The 21,432-nt window shown below is 68.0% G+C and carries 21 protein-coding genes; 18 read left to right on the forward strand and 3 right to left on the reverse strand.

Features of this window, described 5'->3' with window-relative positions:
- Positions 1-2: 2 nt before the first annotated feature.
- A complete protein-coding gene (locus tag BIU82_RS18335; RefSeq protein WP_253182844.1) occupies positions 3-1,067 on the reverse strand; it encodes a DUF4439 domain-containing protein in 1,065 nt (354 codons plus the stop codon).
- Between the two features lie 113 nt (positions 1,068-1,180).
- On the opposite strand from BIU82_RS18335, the gene rimP reads away from it, so the two are divergent.
- The 15 genes from rimP (at position 1,181) to BIU82_RS18410 (ending at position 16,249) form a co-directional block, all read left to right on the forward strand.
- The gene (gene rimP / locus BIU82_RS18340) at positions 1,181-1,789 is read left to right on the forward strand and encodes a ribosome maturation factor RimP (protein ID WP_070350894.1); all 609 of its coding nucleotides are present in this window, start codon (positions 1,181-1,183) and stop codon (positions 1,787-1,789) included.
- Positions 1,789-2,769 (forward strand): transcription termination factor NusA, encoded by a 981-nt coding sequence (nusA, locus tag BIU82_RS18345; protein ID WP_070350895.1) that lies wholly within the window; start codon positions 1,789-1,791, stop codon positions 2,767-2,769. Before rimP ends, nusA begins: the two co-directional genes overlap by 1 nt.
- Positions 2,770-2,943: 174 nt before the next feature.
- Positions 2,944-3,297 (forward strand): YlxR family protein, encoded by a 354-nt coding sequence (locus BIU82_RS18350; RefSeq protein ID WP_070350896.1) that lies wholly within the window; start codon positions 2,944-2,946, stop codon positions 3,295-3,297.
- 152 nt (positions 3,298-3,449) lie between these two features.
- Complete coding sequence (gene infB / locus BIU82_RS18355) at positions 3,450-6,272, forward strand: translation initiation factor IF-2 (RefSeq protein ID WP_070350897.1); 2,823 nt, start codon at positions 3,450-3,452, stop codon at positions 6,270-6,272.
- A gap of 235 nt (positions 6,273-6,507) precedes the next feature.
- The gene (gene rbfA / locus BIU82_RS18360; RefSeq protein ID WP_070350898.1) at positions 6,508-7,017 is read left to right on the forward strand and encodes a 30S ribosome-binding factor RbfA; all 510 of its coding nucleotides are present in this window, start codon (positions 6,508-6,510) and stop codon (positions 7,015-7,017) included.
- An 86-nt stretch (positions 7,018-7,103) separates the two neighbouring features.
- The gene (locus BIU82_RS18365) at positions 7,104-7,580 is read left to right on the forward strand and encodes a nucleoside deaminase (RefSeq protein ID WP_070350899.1); all 477 of its coding nucleotides are present in this window, start codon (positions 7,104-7,106) and stop codon (positions 7,578-7,580) included.
- A gap of 10 nt (positions 7,581-7,590) precedes the next feature.
- The gene (gene truB / locus BIU82_RS18370) at positions 7,591-8,556 is read left to right on the forward strand and encodes a tRNA pseudouridine(55) synthase TruB (protein WP_074466467.1); all 966 of its coding nucleotides are present in this window, start codon (positions 7,591-7,593) and stop codon (positions 8,554-8,556) included.
- A gap of 2 nt (positions 8,557-8,558) precedes the next feature.
- A complete protein-coding gene (locus tag BIU82_RS18375) occupies positions 8,559-8,912 on the forward strand; it encodes a hypothetical protein (protein ID WP_070350900.1) in 354 nt (117 codons plus the stop codon).
- 1 nt (position 8,913) lies between these two features.
- Complete coding sequence (locus BIU82_RS18380) at positions 8,914-9,390, forward strand: hypothetical protein (RefSeq protein ID WP_070350901.1); 477 nt, start codon at positions 8,914-8,916, stop codon at positions 9,388-9,390.
- Between the two features lie 76 nt (positions 9,391-9,466).
- Entirely contained in the window at positions 9,467-10,432 is a 966-nt protein-coding gene (locus BIU82_RS18385) for a bifunctional riboflavin kinase/FAD synthetase (RefSeq protein ID WP_070350902.1), read from the forward strand.
- Positions 10,429-11,283: a tryptophan 2,3-dioxygenase gene (gene kynA / locus BIU82_RS18390; protein ID WP_070350903.1), complete on the forward strand. Its 855-nt coding sequence runs from the start codon at positions 10,429-10,431 to the stop codon at positions 11,281-11,283. The genes BIU82_RS18385 and kynA overlap by 4 nt, the downstream gene beginning before the upstream one ends.
- 185 nt (positions 11,284-11,468) lie before the next feature.
- Positions 11,469-11,738 (forward strand): 30S ribosomal protein S15, encoded by a 270-nt coding sequence (rpsO, locus tag BIU82_RS18395; RefSeq protein WP_070350904.1) that lies wholly within the window; start codon positions 11,469-11,471, stop codon positions 11,736-11,738.
- 243 nt (positions 11,739-11,981) lie between these two features.
- Entirely contained in the window at positions 11,982-14,219 is a 2,238-nt protein-coding gene (locus BIU82_RS18400) for a polyribonucleotide nucleotidyltransferase (RefSeq protein ID WP_070350905.1), read from the forward strand.
- Between the two features lie 75 nt (positions 14,220-14,294).
- On the forward strand, positions 14,295-15,638 hold the full coding sequence (locus BIU82_RS18405) for a pitrilysin family protein (RefSeq protein WP_070350906.1): 1,344 nt from the start codon (positions 14,295-14,297) through the stop codon (positions 15,636-15,638).
- Between the two features lie 152 nt (positions 15,639-15,790).
- Entirely contained in the window at positions 15,791-16,249 is a 459-nt protein-coding gene (locus BIU82_RS18410) for a DUF1579 family protein (protein WP_070350954.1), read from the forward strand.
- A gap of 17 nt (positions 16,250-16,266) precedes the next feature.
- Here BIU82_RS18410 and BIU82_RS18415 read toward each other — a convergent pair whose 3' ends face one another.
- Positions 16,267-16,533 carry a MoaD/ThiS family protein gene (locus BIU82_RS18415; RefSeq protein WP_070350907.1) on the reverse strand — a complete coding sequence of 89 codons (267 nt, stop codon included), beginning with the start codon at positions 16,531-16,533 and terminating at the stop codon, positions 16,267-16,269.
- 5 nt (positions 16,534-16,538) lie between these two features.
- A complete protein-coding gene (gene moaA, locus BIU82_RS18420) occupies positions 16,539-17,666 on the reverse strand; it encodes a GTP 3',8-cyclase MoaA (protein ID WP_139146686.1) in 1,128 nt (375 codons plus the stop codon).
- A gap of 154 nt (positions 17,667-17,820) precedes the next feature.
- Between moaA and BIU82_RS18425 the strand changes: the two genes are divergently transcribed.
- Genes BIU82_RS18425 through BIU82_RS18435 form a run of 3 tightly spaced genes read left to right on the forward strand, consistent with a single transcriptional unit; the run spans position 17,821 to position 21,390 of the window.
- The gene (locus tag BIU82_RS18425) at positions 17,821-18,624 is read left to right on the forward strand and encodes a response regulator transcription factor (RefSeq protein ID WP_070350909.1); all 804 of its coding nucleotides are present in this window, start codon (positions 17,821-17,823) and stop codon (positions 18,622-18,624) included.
- Positions 18,611-19,831 (forward strand): HAMP domain-containing sensor histidine kinase, encoded by a 1,221-nt coding sequence (locus BIU82_RS18430; protein WP_083292418.1) that lies wholly within the window; start codon positions 18,611-18,613, stop codon positions 19,829-19,831. Before BIU82_RS18425 ends, BIU82_RS18430 begins: the two co-directional genes overlap by 14 nt.
- A complete protein-coding gene (locus BIU82_RS18435) occupies positions 19,828-21,390 on the forward strand; it encodes a molybdopterin-dependent oxidoreductase (protein ID WP_070350911.1) in 1,563 nt (520 codons plus the stop codon). Before BIU82_RS18430 ends, BIU82_RS18435 begins: the two co-directional genes overlap by 4 nt.
- The last annotated feature ends 42 nt before the right edge of the window (positions 21,391-21,432 follow it).

The following is a 21,432-nucleotide window of genomic DNA, read 5'->3' on the forward strand; positions in this document are numbered from 1 at the left end:
TCCTACGGCAGGGGAGAGGCGCTGGCCTGCGGCAGCGGAGGCAGCGCGGCGGGATCCACCGACAGGCCCGGCAGCGCACCAGGAGGGCTGCCCATGGCTTCAAGCCTGCGTGCGGAATCGAAGAGTCCGGCCATTGCCCAGCGGCGGGTTGCGCCATCGCTGAGCGCCACCAGTTCGCCGTAGGCCGGGAGGGCCGCCGTTTCCTGTTCGGCAAGTGTCGCTTGGGCCTGGCTGGCGAAGCCGGCGGGCAGCTGGTACCCGGCTTCGCGCGGCGGCACTTTGGCGCATTGCTGCCGGGCCAACGCTTCGGCTTCCCGCAGGAGCAACTGGTGCTGCTCCAGGTCCGAGGCCGCCGCGGCGGCTGAGGCGCCCTCCAAGCGGGTGAGGGCCACCTGGTAGAGGTAGACGGCCTTCTGTTCGGCCCCGACGACGGCGGCCAGGGCATCAGCTGTCGTAGCGGCTGCCGCCGGGCCTTGGGAAGAGGCGGCCGGGGAAGCTGCGCTGGGCGAGACGGCACCAGCCGCGGCCGTGCAGGAAGGCTCCGGCGTCGGAGCGGCCGGAACTGACGCCGCCGCTGACGGAAGGGGCGTCGCGGGAACCGGCAGGCTCCACGCCTTCGCGAGCCTCACGGACTCCAGGTGCTGCGCGGTCCCGACGGCGGCAAGCAGCCGGGCCGGTCCGCCGTCGCTCTTTCCGGCGTCGGCGAGGCGCTGCGCGGCACTGCGGGACAACCCGCTGAGGAAGGTGGATTTGGACGCCGGTGTGGCAGTTCCCGACGAAGGTGCCGTGGCGGTGGGGTCGGGTGCAAGGAGGGCACGCGCCTGGGTCTCCAGGAGGGTGACCGTTGCGGCGGGGCTGCCGGCACGGGCAGCCTCCGCTGCCAGCGTCACCGTGTCCTCGTAAGCGGCGGCCCGCGCCGTTTCGGAGAACGGCGGCTCCGGCTCGGGACCCTCGGCCGGCGGCAGCAGGACCGCCCCGGTGCCCAGGACGAGAACTGCGAGCAACGCCACAAGCGAGGCCTTCACCCAGCCTGGCGCCCCGTGTTTTTCCGCAGTCTCGTCATTCACAACAGTCCATGGTGTCATGGGTGGGGGCCGCCGGCGGAACCGTGTGCACCACCCCGCCGCGAAACTCGATACCCTAGTACTCACAACATCATCGAACGGGAGGCGGCTGGCCAGTGAGTCATTCGGAAGCCAGGACTTCAACAGACCAGGCTGGAGAACAGGCGGCAGTCGCCGGCAACCCGGAAGAGAGCAGGCTCAAGGCGCTGCTGGAGCCTGTGGTCCAGGCCAACCGGCTCTACCTCGAGGACGTCACCGTCCAGGTGGCCGGATCGCACCGCACCGTGCAGGTGGTCATCGACCTCCCGCAGGAGGAAACCGGCGGCGTGAGCCTTGATGTGATCGCCGAGATTTCCCGGGCCCTGTCCGATGTGCTGGACAACGATCCGCACGACGACGGCCGCCCCTACGACCTCGAAGTCTCCTCGCCCGGCGTCTCGCGCCCGCTGACCGAACCCCGCCACTGGCACCGCGCCCGCGGCCGCATGGTCAAGGTCAACGTGATCCAGGGCGACAACCTCACCGGCCGGATCCAGTCCGTCGACGACGACGGCGTCACCCTGGTTCCGGAGCTTGAGGTCAAGAAGGGGATGAAGCCCAAGCAGGGCGACCCCGTGAAACTTCCTTTCGACAGGATCCGGCATGGAAAAGTCGAAATTGAATTCAGCCACCTCGATGAAGGCGGGCTGGTAGACGAGCACAATGGACCTTCCGAGGAGGCCTAATGGATATTGACATGAGCGCGCTGAGGCTTCTGGAACGTGAGCGCGAAATCCCGCTGGACCTCCTGATCCCCACCATCGAGCAGGCGCTCCTGGTGGCGTACCACAAGACGCCCGGCGCCTATGAGAAAGCCCGCGCGGAACTTGACCGCAAGAGCGGCCACGTGACCATCTGGGCCACCGAATTCAACGAAGACGGCGAAGCCGTGGGCGAGTTCGAGGACACCCCGGCGGGCTTCGGCCGGATCGCGGCCAGCACCGCGCGCCAGATCATCCTGCAGCGCCTGCGCGACGTCGAGGATGACAACGTCCTGGGCGAATTCAAGGGCCGCGAAGGCGAGCTCGTGGCAGGCCTGATCCAGCAGGGCAACAACCCGCACATGATCCAGGTCAACCTCGGCACCGTCGAAGCCTTGCTGCCGCCGCCCGAACAGGTCCCCGGTGAAAAGTACACCCACGGCAGCCGCCTGCGCGCCTACGTCGTGGACGTCCACCGCGGAGCCAAGGGCCCTTCCATCACCCTGTCCCGCTCCCACCCGGGCCTGGTCCGGAAGCTCTTCGAACTCGAAGTGCCGGAAATCGCGGACCGCTCCGTGGAGATCGTCGCGCTGGCACGCGAAGCCGGCCACCGGACCAAGATGGCCGTCAAGGCCAACGCCGCCGGGATCAACGCCAAGGGTGCCTGCATCGGTGAAATGGGTTCGCGTGTGCGGGCCGTCATGACCGAACTCAACGACGAAAAGATCGACATCGTCGACTTCAGCGAAGATCCGGCGACCTTTATCGCCAACTCGCTGTCGCCGTCGCGCGTGAATTCCGTCACTATCATCGACGAAGCCACCCGCTCGGCACGCGTCGTGGTGCCGGACTACCAGCTGTCGCTCGCCATCGGCAAGGAAGGGCAGAACGCCCGCCTCGCGGCCAAGCTGACCGGCTGGCGCATCGATATCGTCTCCGACGCCGCGCAGGGCCAGGGCAACTAGGCACCGGCCGGGCCTCACGCGAGGCCCGGCTGCGGCGCGCCCGGATTCGGCCCGGGAGCGTCCGGGGGACTAGACTGGTGGGAGCCGGGCTTGCGTCCGGTATCCGTTTTGCTTGGCACCGTTTTCGTCGTGCCGGGAAACAGGAACGAATGAAGGGCAGGTCAGGCACTGAGGATGGTCGAACACCCAGTGGCTGAACGTTCTTCACGCGGGCAGCAGCCCGTCCGGACCTGCATCGGATGCCGGAAACACGGGGCCCGGAATGAGCTGATCCGGCTGGTCGCCTCAGGCGGCGGGTCACCCGTCGTCCTGGTGGATGAACGACGCCGGATGGCTGGCCGGGGTGCGTGGCTGCATCCCAGCGGCAACTGCCTGATGCTGGCAATCAAGCGGCGCGCCTTCGCCAGGGCCCTTGCGGGCGCAAGCGATGCGGCCGCTGTCGAACGCTATATCGAAGGCATGCCACCCGCGGAGGCTCCGGCCACCGCGGACCAACCGTCCAAACCTGAAAGCGGGTCAGAAAACTGATGGAAACCCGATGAGTTCCCAGCGATGAGTACGCAACGATGACAACTTTGTTGCGCTCTGCACAGGGCCTTTCAGCTGCATCCGCGGCGGAGGCCCGCAGTAAGAAGTAGACGGTTCGTGCCTGGCTCGGTGCGGACCGAGACAGGAGAAAAGTGGCCAAGTACCGCGTCCACGAGCTCGCGAAAGAGCTCGGAATCACCTCCAAGGAAGCAGTGACCAAACTGCAGGAACTGGGCGAATTCGTCCGTTCCGCTTCCTCCACCATTGAGGCTCCCGTCGTGAAGAAGCTTCGCGACGCATACCCGGGTGCGGGTGCCGCCAAGGCAGACGCCCCGGCACCCAAGGCTCCGGCCGCCCCGAAGGCTCCGGCCGCCGCTGCCCCGGCAGCCCCCGCCGCTTCCCGCCCGGGTCCGGTTCCCGGCCCCGCAGCCCCCAAGGCTCCGGCTCCGGCAGCCCCTGCTGCTCCGGCCGCATCCGCTCCGGCTCCGGCCGGTCCTGCAGCGGCCAAGCCCGGCGCCCGCCCGGCTCCGCGCAGCGAAGCTCCGGCTCCGGCGCGTCCCGGCCAGGCACCGCGTCCCGGCGGCCCCCGTCCGGGCAACAACCCCTTCGCCACGTCCCAGGGCATGCCCCGCGGCCGCGGCGACTCCGACCGTGCACCGCGTCCGGGCAACAACCCGTTCGCTACCTCGCAGGGCATGCCCCGTCCGGGTGGACCGCGCACCGAAGGTGAGCGTCCCGGCGGACCGCGTCCCGCAGCCGGTGCCGGCGGTCCCCGTCCGGCAGCAGGTGCGGGCGGTCCCCGTCCGGGTGCTCCGCGCCCGGGCGCACCCCGCCCCGGCGCACCGCGTCCGGGTGGCCCCCGACCGACTCCGGGCATGATGCCCAACCGCACTGAGCGTCCGGCTCCCGGCGCAGGTCGTCCGGGCGGCGCAGGCCGTCCCGGTGGTCCCGGCCGTCCGGGCGGTGCTCCCGGCACCGGCGGCGGCGGAGCTCCCGCAGGCGGCGGCTTCGGCAAGGGCGGCCGCGGCCGCGGCGGCACCCAGGGTGCCTTCGGCAAGGGCGGCGCCGGTCGTGGCAAGCAGCGCAAGTCGAAGCGCGCAAAGCGCCAGGAACTGGAGCAGATGAGTGCTCCGTCCCTGGGCGGCGTATCGGTACCCCGCGGCGACGGCAACACCGTTGTCCGCCTCCGCCGTGGTTCTTCCATCACGGACTTCGCCGACAAGATCGAGGCAAACCCCGCTGCACTGGTGACCGTGCTGTTCCACCTCGGTGAAATGGCCACCGCCACGCAGTCCCTCGACGAGGACACCTTCGCCCTGCTGGGCGAGGAGCTGGGCTACAAGGTCCAGGTCGTTTCCCCGGAAGACGAAGAGCGCGAACTGCTCGACTCCTTCGACATCGACCTCGAGGCCGAACTGGAAGCCGAAGGCGACGACGTCCTCGAACCGCGCCCGCCGGTAGTCACCGTCATGGGCCACGTCGACCACGGTAAGACCCGCCTGCTCGACGCCATCCGCAAGACCAACGTGGTGGCAGGCGAACACGGCGGCATCACCCAGCACATCGGTGCCTACCAGATCAGCCACGAGCACGAAGGTGCCATGCGCGAGATCACCTTCATCGATACCCCGGGCCACGAGGCGTTCACCGCCATGCGTGCCCGTGGTGCGAAGGTCACCGACATCGCCATCCTGGTGGTCGCAGCCGACGACGGCGTCATGCCGCAGACGGTTGAAGCCCTCAACCACGCCCAGGCAGCCAACGTGCCGATCGTGGTGGCGGTCAACAAGATCGACAAGGAAGGCGCCAACCCGGACAAGGTCAAGGGCCAGCTCACCGAGTACGGCCTGGTTCCCGAAGAATACGGTGGCGACACCATGTTCGTTGAGGTTTCTGCGCGCCAGAACCTCAACATCGAGGACCTGATCGACGCCGTCCTGCTCACCGCGGACGCTGCGCTCGACCTGCGTGCCAACCCGGACAAGGATGCTCGCGGTATCGCGATCGAAGCCAACCTGGACAAGGGCCGTGGTTCCGTGGCCACCGTCCTGGTGCAGTCCGGTACCCTGGCCGTCGGCGACACCATCGTTGCCGGCACCGCCCACGGCCGCGTCCGTGCGATGTTCGACGAGGACGGCAACGCCCTCGACGTCGCACTGCCGTCCCGCCCGGTCCAGGTGCTCGGCCTCTCCAACGTGCCGCGCGCCGGTGACACCTTCCTGGTGACCCCGGACGAGCGCACGGCCCGCCAGATCGCCGAAAAGCGTGAAGCAGCCGACCGTAACGCCGCCCTGGCCAAGCGCCGCAAGCGCATCAGCCTGGAAGACTTTGACAAGGCCGTTGCCGAAGGCAAGATCGACACCCTCAACCTCATCCTCAAGGGTGACGTCTCCGGTGCCGTGGAAGCCCTCGAAGACGCCCTGCTCAAGATCGATGTGGGCGACGAAGACGTGCAGCTGCGCGTCATCCACCGCGGCGTGGGTGCCATCACCCAGAACGACGTCAACCTCGCCACCGTGGACAACGCCATCATCATCGGCTTCAACGTCAAGCCTGCTGAGCGCGTTGCCGAACTGGCCGACCGTGAAGGCGTGGACATGCGCTTCTACTCGGTCATCTACTCGGCGATCGACGACATCGAGCTGGCACTCAAGGGCATGCTCAAGCCGGAATACGAAGAATTCCAGCTGGGCACCGCCGAGGTCCGCGAAGTCTTCCGCTCCTCCAAGTTCGGAAACATCGCAGGCTCGATCGTCCGCTCCGGCATCATCCGCCGCAACACCAAGGCCCGTGTCCTGCGCGACGGCAAGGTCATCGGGGAGAACCTCTCCGTCGACTCGCTCAAGCGCTTCAAGGACGACGCGACCGAGGTCCGCGAAGGGTTCGAATGCGGTATCGGCCTGGGGTCCTACAACGACCTCACCGAAGGCGACATCATCGAGACCTTCGAGATGCGCGAAAAGCCGCGCGTCTAGTAAGTCCGTGGCTGGGGCGCCTCCGAGTTTTGAGGGCGCCCCGCCCCTACGCCGGGCGGCCTGGGATCTGCGATCCCGGGCCGCCCGGCTCCGGTAGGCCCGATGCCACTCCCGGGCGCCCCCAAAACTCTCCGGCATCGTCATAGACTCACCTCAGGTGCGCGGCAGCTCAAGCCAAGATTCGGTAGGGCAGCCGCCGTCGCCGTCGTACCCCAGATTTTTCTTAGGAGTGGAAATGGCTGATCCGGCACGTGCTGCCAAGTTGGCGCAGCGGATTAAGGTTGTTGTTGCCGAGGCGTTGGGCCGGCGGGTCAAGGATCCGCGTGTTGAGTCCATCACCGTGACCGATGCACGGGTCACCAACGACCTCCAGCACGCCACCGTGTACTACACCGTCTTCGGCGACGACGTTGCCCACGCCGACGCCGCCAAGGCACTCGAAAAGGCCAAGGGCGTCCTGCGCCAGGAAGTCGGCCGGAACATCACCGTCCGCCTGACTCCCACCCTGGAGTTCGTCCCGGACATGGTTCCCGTCAACGCCTCCAACCTGGAGGAACTGCTGCGCACCGCCAAGCAGCGCGACGCCGAAGTGGCAGCACTCGCGGCCGGGGCCAAGCACGCCGGCGACGCCGACCCCTACAAGAGCGACGCACCGCGCGATGAGGACATCGACGAAGACGATTTCGACGAGGAAGACATCGAGCTGCGCGCCAACGAGGACATCGACGAGGACGGAGGTCGCTAAGCGTCCCCGCCCGTAGGAAGGCCGGATCCGGAAACGGGTCCGGCTTTCCTGCTTTCAAAAGGGATGCCGCTGGCTATGATCGGACCATGACTGCGGACTTTGATCCCGGACGCTACCTGGACCACGCGGTCCGGCTCGCCGTGCAGAACGTTGCCGACGGCGGCGGGCCGTTCGGCGCCGTCGTGGTCACCGCCGACGGCAGCGTCCATGAAGGCAGCAACCGGGTCACCCGCGACAATGATCCCACCGCCCACGCCGAAGTCGTGGCGATCCGCCGTGCGGCCGCGGCAAGCGGCAGCTTCAATCTCAGCGGCGCGGTCCTCTACACCAGTTGCGAGCCCTGCCCGCTGTGCCTCTCGGCCGCCTTATGGGGCCGCATCGAGCGCATCTATTTCGCTGCGGACCGGCACGGTGCCGCCCGTGCCGGATTCGACGACGCCGTGTTCTACGAATACTTCAGCGGTACCCGCCCGGAGCTGCTCCCGGTCCTGCATAGCGAGGTGGACGGCTCCGAGGCGCCCTTCGATGCCTGGCGGCACAACCACGCGCGCACAGAGTACTAAACTGGGAGGCGTGCTTTCTGGACTGGTGATTGTCGACAAGCCGCAGGGATGGACCAGCCACGACGTGGTTGGACGGATGCGGAGGCTGGCCGGTACCCGGAAAGTCGGCCATGCGGGAACCCTTGATCCCATGGCCACCGGCGTCCTGGTGCTCGGCATCAACAAGGCCACGCGGCTGCTGAGCTTCATCGTCGGCACCACCAAGAGCTACTCCGCCACCATCCGCCTCGGCGAAGCCACCATCACCGACGACGCCGAAGGCGAAGTCACCGCGGCGCACAGCGCCGAAGCGGTCACGGATGAAGCCATCCACGACGGCGTCTCAGCCCTCCGCGGCGACATCCAGCAGGTGCCCAGCAGCGTCAGCGCCATCAAGGTCAACGGCGAACGCTCCTACGCGCGCGTCCGCTCCGGCGAAGACGTGAAGCTTGCCGCACGGCCGGTCACCATCCACCGCTTCGACGTGCTGGAGATCCGCAGGGTCGACGGCGGCCGCGTGGTCGACGTCGATGTCGAGGTCGACTGCTCCTCCGGGACGTACATCCGCGCCCTGGCGCGGGACCTCGGCACGGCGCTTGGCGTCGGCGGCCACCTGACGGCGCTCCGCCGCACCAAGGTGGGCCCGTACACCCTGGACCAGGCCCGCACCCTGGAGGAACTCGCAGAAGAACTGGACATCCTCGACATGTCGCAGGCCGCCCGTGCGCTCATGCCCTCCCGCGAACTCAGCGAGGCCGAAACCACCGAAATCTCCTACGGCCGCCGGGTCAGCGCCGGTCCCGCCGCAGGCACCCCCGAGGCAGCCACCGCGGACAAGCCCGTGGCCGCCTTCGCTCCGTCCGGCGAACTGGTGGCGCTGCTGGCCGACACCGGCAACCACGCCAAACCGGTCCTCGTCTTCGCGCCCGGCAATGAGAAGCAGGGCAGCGACAAGCAGGGCAATGAGACGGACACGCACGACAAGGCGGCCGGCTAAGGGTGGACGGCTACTTTTACGCGGTGCTGGCCGTCGGCCTGCTCTCCACCGTCATCTGCCTTGTGGCGGGCCTGATGAAGAAGGCCCCCAACGACGTCACCATCCTTTCGGTGGCCGCCGTCGAACTCGTCCTGCTGGTGTACCTGGTGGGCTCCATCGTCCGCGTCATCGCGGGGGAGCGGATCGCCGGGGAGGCGTGGGAGTTCTGGGGCTACCTCGTCACCGCACTGATGATCCCGCTGGGCGCGGTCTACTGGTCCATCCTGGAACGGACCCGCTGGAGCAACTTCGTCCTGGCCGCCGTCGGCGTCACCGCCCTGGTGATGGCCGCCCGCATGAACCAGATCTGGTACTGACATGAAAGAAGCACCCAAGGTGTCCACTGAGACAGAGCCCGCCGCGGCCGCCGGCCGCAGCACCCGGAACACCGGGCCCGGCCGCCTGCTGATCGCCGTCTACGCCGTGTTCGCGATTTCGGCGAGTGCCCGGGCCGGCTACCAGATCGCCACGAAGTTCTCCGAAGCACCGCTTGCCCACCTGTTGTCGGCGTTCGCGGCGCTCGTCTACGTAGTGGCCACCATCTCCCTGGCCAAGCCGGGCCGCACCTGGTTCAAGGTCTCCCTCGCCGCGGTGCTGGTGGAACTGGCCGGCGTGCTGGTGGTCGGTGGCTTCAGCCTGTTCGATCCCGTGGCCTTCCCGCATGACACCGTCTGGTCGCTCTTTGGCCGCGGCTACGGTTTCGTTCCCCTGGTCCTGCCCGTCCTTGGCCTGCTGTGGCTGAACAAGCGCCGGCCCGGCGCAGGGGACGGACCCGGGCAAACGGGCACTAACTGAACGGGTACCCTTAGAGAGTTCCGGCGCCGGACCAGGTTGCCGGTCAGGTTTGAAACAGCAGCAAAAGGCGAGGTTGATGGTCCACATCTGGAACGATCCCAGCGAGGTCCCCGCGGACTTCGGCCCCAGCGTCGTTACCATCGGAAACTTTGACGGAGTCCACCGCGGCCACCAGGAGGTCCTGGCCCGGCTCCTTGGCACCGCCGCGCAGCTTGGCAACCGCTCCGTCGTCGTCACCTTTGATCCGCACCCCGCGCAGGTGCACCGGCCCGAATCCGCGCCGGAACTGCTGATGGGCCTGCAGGACAAGCTGGACGCACTGGCGGACACCGGCGTCGACGCCGTTTTGGTGATGAAGTACAACCTGGACCTCGCCGGCATGACTCCCGAGGAGTTCGCCCGCGGCGTCCTGGTGGACGGACTGCGCGCTGCCCACGTGGTGGTGGGGCATGACCTGCGCTTCGGCGCGGGCAACTCCGGTGATGTGGTCACCATGCAGGAACTCGGCCAGGCGCTCGGCTTCGGCGTCACGGTCGTCAACGAGTACGACGGCGGCGACGGTCGCCGCTGCTCCTCCACCTGGGTGCGCGAAGCCCTCGCCGAAGGCGATGTGGCTACCGCCACCGCCGTGCTCGGCCGCCCGCACCGCATGCGCGGCGAAGTGGTGCACGGGGCCGCGCGCGGCCGGGCCCTCGGCTTCCCCACGGCAAACCTCTCCCACGACGCCACAGGCTACGTACCCGCGGACGGAATCTACGCCGGCTGGCTGATCGACGCCGCCGGCACGCGCTGGCCCGCAGCGATCTCGGTCGGCTCCAACCCCACCTTCGACGGGGTGAGCCGCCAGGTCGAGGCGCATGTCATCGACCGCCCCGACGAAGCGGTGGAGGCGTTCAACCTCTACGGGCAGACCGTCGTCGTCGAATTCATCGCGAGGCTGCGCGGCATGGTGGCGTACCGCGGGCCGGAAGCGCTCGTGGACCAGATGCGGCTGGACGTCGTCCAGGCGCGGGACATCCTGTGCGGCGAAGGAGCCAAGTGAGCATCGAGAAGAACACCCGCCCGCTCGAGGACGGAATCGTCCGGGACTTCAGCACCCGGATGAGCTACGGCTCCTACCTGCAGCTTCCCGTGCTGCTGAGCGCACAGCAGCCGGTCAGCCAGCCGGAGCACCACGACGAACTGCTGTTCATCATCCAGCACCAGACCACGGAACTCTGGCTGAAACTGGTCCTCCACGAACTCCGCAGCGCCGCGGCCTGGCTCCGTTCCGATGATCTCGGCGCAGCGTTGAAGGCCATCGCACGGGTCAAGCACATCCAGAAGACGCTCACCGAGCAATGGTCAGTGCTGGCCACCCTGACGCCCACGGAATACTCCGAGTTCCGCGGCTTCCTGGGCAACTCCTCGGGCTTCCAGTCCGCGCAGTACCGTGCGGTGGAGTTCGCGCTGGGCAACAAGAACGCCAAGATGATTCCGGTGTTCGACGCCGAGCCCGAGTCGAAGGCCATGCTGGAAGAACTGCTCCACGCACCCAGCATCTACGACGAATTCCTGGCCTACCTGCACCGGCAGGGCTTCGAGGTGCCGGCGTCCGTCCTGGAACGCGATGTCACGCAGGCCCACGAATTCAGCGAGGAACTGCTCCCGCTGTTCAAGCACATCTACGAGAACGCCCAGGACAACTGGGGTGCCTATGAGGCCTGCGAGGAACTGGTGGACCTCGAGGACAACTTCCAGCTGTGGCGCTTCCGGCACCTGCGCACCGTCCAGCGGACCATCGGCATGAAGACCGGAACGGGCGGCTCCAGCGGGGTGTCCTTCCTGCAGAAGGCCCTCGAACTGACGTTCTTCCCCGAACTGTTCGCCGTCCGCACCGAAATCGGACGCTGACGCCGGCGTTTTCCCGGTCCCGGCGGCCCCGGCGTTTCGACAACTCCGGCGCGCTGCCGGTAAACTTGTCGATGGTTCGGCTGCAGTCCGTGGCGGCTGGACCTGCTGCGTGCGCGGCTACCGCCACCAGCAACCCGGCAGCGAAGTGCTGATTCGGGACGCACGGCACAACTCTAGGAGTTCATGTGGCACTCGACGCCGCTGTAAAGCAGTCCATCATCAAGGAATACGCAACCTCCGAAGGCGACACCGGTTCGCCCGAGGTCCAGATTGCTGTCCTGACTCAGCGGATCAAGGATCTGACTGAGCACATGAAGGAGCACAAGCACGACTTCCACACCCAGCGCGGCCTGCTCGCACTGGTCGGTCGTCGCAAGCGCATGCTGACCTACCTGAAGAACGTTGACATCGCACGCTACCGTTCGCTCATCGAGCGCCTCGGCCTGCGCCGCTAGTTTGACTTCGGGCGGCCCGATCCTCACGGAACGGGCCGCCCTCTTCACGAATAACTACATCCAAGGAAATCAACCGCATCGCGCATTCGCGGTCCTCGGTAGTGATCCCCGGGAACGTCCGTCAGTACGACGGCGGAGCCCGAGGGTCTCGATCGATGACCGGGTGTCGTACAGGCTCGGAACAGGTTCCGGCCTGGGTTGATGCGGCGGGCTTCCGCTACCAAGAAACGGAGGTGACTCTCAATGGAGGGTCCCGAAATCCAGTTCTCCGAAGCGATCATCGACAACGGCCGCTTCGGCAAGCGCGTCATCCGCTTCGAAACCGGCCGCCTTGCCAAGCAGGCCGCCGGCGCGGCGATGGTCTACATCGACGACGACACCGCCCTGCTGTCCGCCACCACCGCCGGCAAGTCCCCGCGTGAAGGCTTCGACTTCTTCCCGCTGACCGTGGACGTCGAAGAGCGCATGTACGCCGCCGGCCGCATCCCGGGCTCGTTCTTCCGCCGCGAAGGCCGCCCGTCCACCGAAGCGATCCTGGCCTGCCGCCTCATGGACCGCCCGCTGCGTCCGGCCTTCGTCAAGGGCCTGCGCAACGAGGTCCAGATCGTCGTCACCGTCCTGGCGATCAACCCGGACGAGCTCTACGACGTCGTGGCCATCAACGCCTCCTCGATCTCCACCCAGCTCTCCGGCCTGCCGTTCTCCGGCCCGATCGGCGGCGTCCGCGTCGCCCTCATCGCCGACGAGCAGGGCAGCCAGTGGGTTGCCTTCCCGAAGCACTCGCAGCTTGAGAACGCCGTGTTCGACATGGTGGTTGCCGGCCGCATCGCCGGTGACGACGTCGCGATCATGATGGTCGAGGCCGAAGCCACGGACAACTCCTGGAACCTCATCAAGGAACAGGGCGCCACCGCTCCCACCGAAGAGGTCGTGGCCGAGGGCCTCGAGGCCGCCAAGCCGTTCATCAAGGCCCTGTGCGAAGCCCAGGCCGACCTGGCTGCCCGCGCCGCCAAGCCCACGGTTGAGTTCCCGATCTTCCTCGACTACGAAGAGGACGCTTACGCCGCCGTCAAGGCCGCCGCAGCCGACAAGCTTGCCGCTGTCTTCCAGATCGCCGACAAGCAGGAACGCGAAACCGCGTCCGACGAGCTCAAGGATGAGGTCCTTTCCAACCTCGCCGCAGAGTTCGAAGGCCGCGAGAAGGAACTCTCCGCAGCGTTCCGCTCGGTCACCAAGCAGGTTGTGCGCCAGCGCATCCTCAAGGACCAGGTCCGCATCGACGGCCGTGGCCTGACGGACATCCGCCAGCTCACCGCCGAGGTCGAGGTGCTCCCGCGCGTTCACGGTTCCGCCATCTTCGAGCGCGGTGAAACCCAGATCATGGGCGTCACCACGCTGAACATGCTCAAGATGGAGCAGCAGATCGACTCCCTTTCGCCGGAGAAGACCAAGCGCTACATGCACAACTACAACTTCCCGCCGTACTCCACCGGCGAGACCGGCCGCGTCGGTTCTCCGAAGCGCCGCGAAATCGGCCATGGCGCCCTCGCCGAGCGCGCCCTGGTTCCCGTGCTGCCCAGCCGCGAGGAATTCCCGTACGCCATCCGCCAGGTGTCCGAAGCCCTCGGCTCCAACGGTTCGACGTCGATGGGTTCCGTCTGCGCCTCCACGCTGTCGCTGCTCAACGCCGGTGTGCCGCTGAAGGCTCCGGTTGCCGGCATCGCCATGGGCCTCGTCTCCGACGAGGTGGACGGCCAGACCCGCTACGCCGCGCTGACCGACATCCTCGGCGCCGAAGATGCCTTCGGTGACATGGACTTCAAGGTCGCCGGTACCTCCGAGTTCGTCACGGCCATCCAGCTGGACACCAAGCTCGACGGCATCCCGGCCTCCGTCCTGGCCGCCGCCCTGAAGCAGGCCCGCGAAGCCCGCCTGCACATCCTGGACGTCCTGAACGCCGCGATCGACACCCCGGACGAGCTGTCCGAGTTCGCTCCGCGCGTCATCGCCGTCAAGATCCCCGTGGACAAGATCGGCGAGGTCATCGGCCCCAAGGGCAAGATGATCAACCAGATCCAGGAGGACACCGGCGCGGACATCTCCATCGAGGACGACGGCACCGTGTACATCGGCGCCACCAACGGCCCGTCCGCCGAAGCCGCACGGTCCGCGATCAACGCCATCGCCAACCCGCAGGTCCCGGAAATCGGTGAGCGCTACCTGGGTACGGTCGTCAAGACCACCACCTTCGGCGCCTTCGTCTCCCTGACCCCGGGCAAGGACGGCCTGCTGCACATCTCCGAGCTGCGCAAGCTGGCCAACGGCAAGCGAGTGGACAACGTGGAGGACGTCGTGTCGGTCGGCCAGAAGGTCCAGGTGGAAATCACCAAGATCGACGACCGCGGCAAGCTCTCCCTCTCCCCGGTCGTGGCCGAGGAAGAAGCTGCTGAAGAAGCTGCTCCCGCGGAATCCGCAGAGTAGTCTCTTCCTGAGCACAGGTCGCGGGGCCGGTGGTTCTCCACCGGCCCCGCGCCGTTTTTTCACCGAAAGGCTTTGATGACTGTCGTACCTCTCCCGCTTGAGCAGACCTTGCCCGGTGGCGAACTGATTCACGGCACTGAAGGCGGGTCCGTCGTCAGGCGCTCGGTGCTTCCCGGCGGGGTGCGCGTCCTGACCGAAGCCATGCCCGGGCAGCGTTCCGCCACCATCGGTTTCTGGGTGGGCGTCGGCTCCCGGGACGAGGCCGAGGGCCAGCACGGCTCCACCCACTTCCTCGAGCACCTGCTGTTCAAGGGCACCAAGCGGCGCACCGCCCTGGAGATCGCCTCCGCTTTTGATGAAGTAGGCGGCGAATCCAATGCGGCCACCGCGAAGGAAAGTACCTGCTACTTCGCCCGCGTGCTCGATTCGGACCTCCCCATGGCCATCGACGTCATCGCGGACATGATCACCGGCGCCGTGCTCGATCCGGCGGAGCTGGAGCAGGAACGCGACGTCATCCTCGAGGAAATCGCCATGGACAGCGACGACCCCACCGACGTGGCCCATGAGAAATTCGTGGCCGCCGTGCTGGGCGAGCATCCGCTGGGCCGGCCCATTGGGGGTACCCCCGCCGCCATCAAGGGCGTTTCGCGGGACTCGGTCTGGGCGCATTACCAGCGCTATTACCGCCCCGATGAGCTGGTCATCACCGCAGCCGGGGGCCTGGACCACGACGTCATCTGCGGCCTGGTCACAGAGGCATTGCGGGCTGCCGGATGGGAGCTGAGCGAAGGCGCCTCGCCGGTGGAACGCCGCTCCACCGAACGCGCCGTGATCGCCGGAACCGCAGGCCTGCACGTAGTCAAGCGTCCCGTGGAGCAGGCCAACATCATCATGGGCTGTCCCTCGCTGGTGGCCACGGATGACCGCCGTTTCGTGATGAGCGTGCTGAACGCGGTGCTGGGCGGCGGCATGTCTTCCCGCCTGTTCCAGGAAATCCGCGAAAAGCGGGGCCTGGTGTACTCCACCTATTCCTTTGCCTCCGCGTACGCCGACGCCGGCTACTTCGGCATGTACGCCGGCTGCACGCCGTCGAAGGTCAAGCAGGTCCTGGAACTGCTGGGTGCCGAGCTCGAGAAGCTCGCAGCTGACGGCATCACCGACGAGGAACTGGTCAAGGCCGTGGGCCAGCTGAGCGGCGGCATCGTGCTTGCCCTGGAAGATACCGGATCCCGGATGTCGCGCCTGGGCCGGGCCGAACTGGTGTCCGGCGAATTCCAGGACATCGACGAAACCCTGGGCCGGATCAAGGCCGTCACCACGGCGCAGGTCCAGGAGCTGGCCCGCGAACTGGCCGCCTCACCGCGGACCATCACCGTGGTGGGACCGTTCGAGGAAAGCGAAACCTTCGGCCTCTGAGCCCCTGCGCTCCACCGGACATGTCCGGTGACGGAACTGAAGAGTGGACATATTCCGTATATGTCCACTCTTCGCGTTTCCGGGTGGACATGTCCGTCCAGGGAACGGTGGACATGTCCGTGCGGCGGGCGGAAACTGGGGCCGGAGGCACCATGCGCGAGCCGCACCTGTCCGCAGCCGAATCCCTGGCGGCGTTCCTCGGCCATTGGCGGGGGAGCGCGCAACTCCTTGTGTCGCCGTCGGGTCCGGCACGCACGGTGGACGCCGAACTCGTCTTCACCAAGGCTGCGGGCGGACACGCCGTGGTGCAGAGCTACGTGCACCGGGAAACCGACGGTTCGCGGGTGGAAGGCCACGGGGTCTTCACGGTGGACCCGGACCACGGCGACACCCTCTGGTACTACGTGGACAGCGCCGGCAAACCTCCCGAAGCGCCCGCCCGCGGCCATTGGAACGGTGGCACGCTCACCCTGGAGCGGCACAGCCCGCGCGGCACCTTACGGCACAGTTTCAGGCTCGACGGCGGCGAGCTGCTGCACAGCGCGAGCGTGCGGATGGGGACGGCCCCGGAGTTCGCGCGCGTGCTGCATGCCCGCTTCCGGAAGGTGTGACCGGGCTGCCGTGGAAGTTATCCGCCGGCGAACGGCGGCAGGACGTCGACGACGTCGTCCGCTTCCAGCACGACGGAACGGTCACGCACGGCCACCTCATTGCGCAGGAAGCTGCTGCGGGCGAGGATCCGTTCCAAGGGAGGAGTCCCGGCCGGGGGAGCCGGACGTTCGACGGCGAGCAGCGCCGTGAGCAGTCCGTCCAGGCTGCTGCCTTCCGGGAGCTGGTGGTGTTCCTCTTCGACTCCTGCCGCGGAGCGTGCGGCAGCGAAGTAACGTACGAGCAAGGTGCTTAGCCTCCGATTGCGCTCATGCTGCGGTCGGGCTGGACGAAGTCCGCGGCGCCGAGTCCGGTGTGGTCCATGCCGTGGGCCTTGGGCTTGATCCACATGGCGTCCTGCCAGCGGGCGGCCAGTTCATCGTCCGTGGCGCCCTGGCGGAGCAGGCCGAGCAGGTCGAACTCCTCCCGCGAAAACAGGCAGCTCATGATCTTGCCCTCGGCGGTGATCCGGGTACGGCGGCAGTCGGCGCAGAACGGCTCGGTCACCGAGGCGATGATCCCCACGGTGCCCAGCACGGGACCGGTTCCAGCGCCGGAAACTGCGTCCCGGCGTCGTACTTCAAAGCGTTCGGCGGGTGCGCCGTCGCGTTCGCGGGGATCCGGGCCCAGCACGAAGTCGCGGGAGAGCAGTTCCCGGATTTCGGCGGCGGTGATCATGTTCCGCCGGGTCCAGCCATGGTCCGCGTCGAGCGGCATCTGCTCGATGAAACGCAGCTCGTAACCCTTGCCCAAGGCCCAGTCCAGGAGGCCGGGCGCCTCGGCGTCGTTGATGCCGCGCATCAGCACGGCGTTGAGCTTGACGGGCCCCAGCCCTGCCTCCCAGGCGGCGTCGACGCCGGCAAGCACCTTGTCCAGGAAGGGCCTGCGGGTGAGCTGGGCGAACGTTTCCTCGTGCAGGGAATCCAGCGACACGTTGATCCGGCTGAGGCCCGCCGCCTTGAGCGCGGCGGCCTTCTTGTCCAGGCCCACGCCGTTGGTGGTCATGGAGATCGGCAGCTCAGGGTGCTCGGTGCGCAAAGCGGCGATGATGTCCACGAGGTCCGCCCGGACCAGCGGTTCGCCACCGGTCAAGCGGAGTTCGCGGACTCCGAGCCGGTGCACACCCACGCGCACGATCCGGACAATTTCCTCCGCCGTCATCACGGCCTGCTTCGACAACCATTCCAAGCCTTCCGCCGGCATGCAGTACGTGCAGCGGAGGTTGCATTTGTCCGTCAGGGACAGGCGCATGTCGGTGGCGCGCCGTCCGTGGACGTCGAACAGGCCGGCGGGGAGGCCTTGCGGGCGCGGCGGGGGTACGGCGCCATTGCCGGCGTCCCCGTCCGCGCGCACCAGCGGCATTCCCAGTCCAACACTCATGTTTTCAGGCTACGCCACACCGGGCCGAAGCTCCCTACCGGGCGTCGTCGCATTTCAGCCTGCGCGGAATCCCGGTTCTTACGGAATCCCAACGGATCGCGCTGCGGGTGTCCTGGACCGTTACGGGCGGGTGGCGCAAACCTATGCTGGGAGGGTGAACAAGGCCTCCCATCCGGGCGCCCCGGAACCCAACCATGAGCCGGGCAACCGGCGCGTCCTCGTCGTCGAGGACGAATCCACGCTGGCCGGCGTGGTCCGCGACTACCTGGTCCAGGCCGGCTTCCAGGTGCGGATCGCGGGCGACGGCTTCAGCGCCCTGGACGCAGCGTCCGTTTGGCTGCCGGACCTCGTACTGCTGGACCGCATGCTCCCGGGACTCGACGGCGTGGAGGTCTGCCGCAGGCTGCGCTCGGCGATGGACGTCCCGGTCATCATGGTCACCGCGCTCGGCACCGAGGACGACCGCATCCTCGGCCTGGAAACGGGCGCGGACGACTACATCACCAAGCCGTTTTCGCCCCGCGAGCTGGTGCTTCGCGTGAAGTCGGTGCTGCGCCGCAGCATCAAGGAATTCACGCCCGAACCCGCGGTGGAGATCGCCGGATTTGTCCTGGATCCCGGAGCCCGGACCGTCACCCACCATGGTGAACCGCTTTCCCTCACGCTGCGCGAGTTCGACCTCCTGGCCTTCCTGCTGCGCCGCCCGCGCCAGGCCTTCAGCCGCGAAGAGCTCATCAAAGCTGTCTGGGGCTGGGATTTCGGCGACCTCTCCACCGTGACCGTCCACGTCCGTCGCCTGCGCGAAAAGATCGAGGAGGATCCCAACGCGCCCCAGCTGCTGAAAACCGTGTGGGGCGTGGGCTACCGGCTGGATCTGCCCGCCGAGGGCACGCCAGGCGGCGATGCCTCCGGAGACGCTCCAAGCGCAGAAGTGGAGGGCGGCCGTGGAGGGCGCTGAGCTGCTGACCATCCTGGCCTGGGTGCTGCTGTGGGCCGTCGTCATCGGCGCGGCGACCCTGGTGCTCCTGCGTTACCTGAGGCGTGCCTCCATGCTGGTACAGATCTGCCTGGTGGTCCTCGCCACCGTTGCCGTCCTCGTGGCGGGCATGGTGAGCGCGTTCAACGCCATGTTCATCTCCGCCCGGGACCTGGAAGTCATGTGGTACATCCTCGCGGTGGCCTCCGCCGTCGCACTCGGGATCGCCCTGGTGCTCGGCGCCGGGGTTTCCCGCAACGCCGCGCGGCTCGCCGCGGCAGCCAGGCAACTTGGCGCCGGAGACGCACACCCCGCAGGCGAAACGGGCAGCCGGCCGCTGCCGGCCATGACCTCGGAGCTGGCCCGGCTGGCCCGCGAACTCGAGCAGAGCAGCGTCCGCCTGGAGGAATCCCGCAGGCGGGAGGCCGCCGTCGAGCACGCCCGCCGGGAACTGGTCTCCTGGATCTCCCACGACCTCCGCACCCCGTTGGCCGGCATGCGCGCCATGGCCGAGGCCCTCGAAGACGGCATGGCCCCGGATCCCTCCGCCTACCACCGCAAGATCATCAGCCACAGTGAACAGATGGCCGCCATGGTCAACGACCTGCTGGAACTGTCCAAGATCCAGGCCGGTACCCTCCGGATGCAGGCCGAGGCGCTGGACCTGTATGACCTCCTCAGCGACGCGATTGCGGACCTTGCCCCGCTGGCCGCGCGGCGCGGAATTACGCTCGACGGCGGTGCGGTGGGCCACTGCCTGGCCGTCGCCGACGGGCCCAGCCTGGGCCGGGCCGTCCGCAACATGCTGCACAACGCAGTCATCTACAGCCGCCCGGACAGCACCGTGCGGATTGGTACCGGCCAGGACGGTACCGGCCAAGACGGCGCGGGTCCGGATGGCGCCGGTGTCCTGGTCAGCGTGCAGGACAGCTGCGGCGGGATCGCCGAGGAGGATCTCCCGCACCTTTTCGAAACCGGCTGGCAGAAAGACGCCGCCCGTCGGAGGGACGACGACGGCGGTGGTTCGCTCTTCAGCGGCGCCGGCGTCGGACTGAGCATGGTCGCCGGGATCGTCAAAGCCCACGGCGGCAGCGTTTCAGTGGCGAACAGCGACGATGGCTGCCGCTTCGAGTTGCGCCTGCCCGCCGCCGGCACGGCCAAGGAAACGCCGGGGAGGGAGACGCCATGAGCCGGTCCACGAAGAAGATGACGACGGCGGCCCGGACCCGTTGGGCGGCCGTGACGGGCGTTGCCGCGGTGGGCGCCGGCGTGGCGCTGGGCGAGCTGCTCGCCGCTGTTGTGAGCCCCGGTGTTTCCCCTGTCACCGCCTTGGGCGGCGCGGTGATCGATGCCGTGCCGCCCGTGGTCAAGGACCTCGCCGTGGCCTGGTTCGGCACGGCGGACAAGGTGGTGCTGATCGCCTGCATCGGCCTGGTGACGCTGGCGCTCGCCGCCGTCGCCGGCATCCTCGAAGACCGCAGGACCGGTACAGGGGTGGCCCTCGCCGCGCTGGCCGGAGCGGCGGGATTGACGGCGGTGCTGACGCGGGCGCAGGCCGGTCAACTGGCCGTCCTGGCGCCCGTGGCGGCAACTTTGCTGGCCATCGTGCTGCTGCGGTTCCTCATCCGGCGTCTGGCGGCATGGCGTCCCGTGAGCGGGGCGGCCACGGAAGCGGTGCCGCTTGCCCGCCGCAGCTTCCTCACCGCCGTCGGCATCACCGCCGCAGGCGCGGCGCTCGCCGGAACCGCGACGGCGGTCATCCGCCGTGCAGGGAGCCTCGCCGATTCCGCCCGCAAGGCCTTCGCCCTGCCGAGCCCGGCGACGCCGGCCCAGGCCATCCCGCCGGGCGCCGCCGTCGACCTTCCCGGGGTCTCACCGCTGGTCACCCCGAACCCGGACTTCTACCGGATCGATACCGCGCTGATCGTGCCGACCATCAGCCCGCAGGACTGGACTCTCAAAGTCACCGGCCTGGTGGAACGGGAAATCCAGCTCAGCTTCGATGAACTGCTCGCCAAGCCCATGACGGCCCGGCACATCACCATCGCCTGCGTCTCCAATGAGGTGGGCGGCGACCTCATCGGCAACGCCCTGTGGCTCGGCTGGCCCGTCCGGGAGCTCCTGGCGATGGCCCGGCCCAAGGAGGGCGCGGACATGGTGCTCTCGGTCAGCAGCGACGGCTGGACGGCAGGCACTCCGCTGGAAGCCCTCACGGATGACCGGGACGCGCTGCTCGCCGTCGGAATGAACGGCGAAGCGCTGCCGCTGGAACACGGCTTCCCCGTGCGGATGATCGTCCCGGGACTGTACGGCTACGTCTCCGCCACCAAGTGGCTCACCGAACTGAAGGTCACCCGCTTCGCCGACGACGCCGGCTATTGGACTCCCCGGGGCTGGAGCGCCCTAGGCCCGATCAAGACCCAGTCCCGCATCGACGTTCCGCGCGGCGGTGCGCGCGTTGCGGCAGGAACAGTACAGTTTGGCGGGGTGGCCTGGGCCCAGCACCGGGGCATCACCAAGGTGGAATTGCGCGTGGACCAGGGGCCGTGGCAGGAAGCGGTCCTCGCCCCGGGCATTTCGACGGACACCTGGGTCCAGTGGCGGCTCGGCCTCGACCTCACGCCGGGGGAGCACGAGGTGCAGGTCCGCGCCACGGATGCGGCCGGCACTCCGCAGATCGCCGAGCGCACCCCGGTGGCTCCGGACGGTGCCACCGGCTATCACACGGTGACAGTCACAGCCGGCTGACGGCGCGGCCATGCAGCCGCGATCCCGTAGGCTGGCTGCACC

The organism is Arthrobacter sp. SW1 (assembly GCF_001766675.1).
GTDB lineage: Bacteria > Actinomycetota > Actinomycetes > Actinomycetales > Micrococcaceae > Arthrobacter.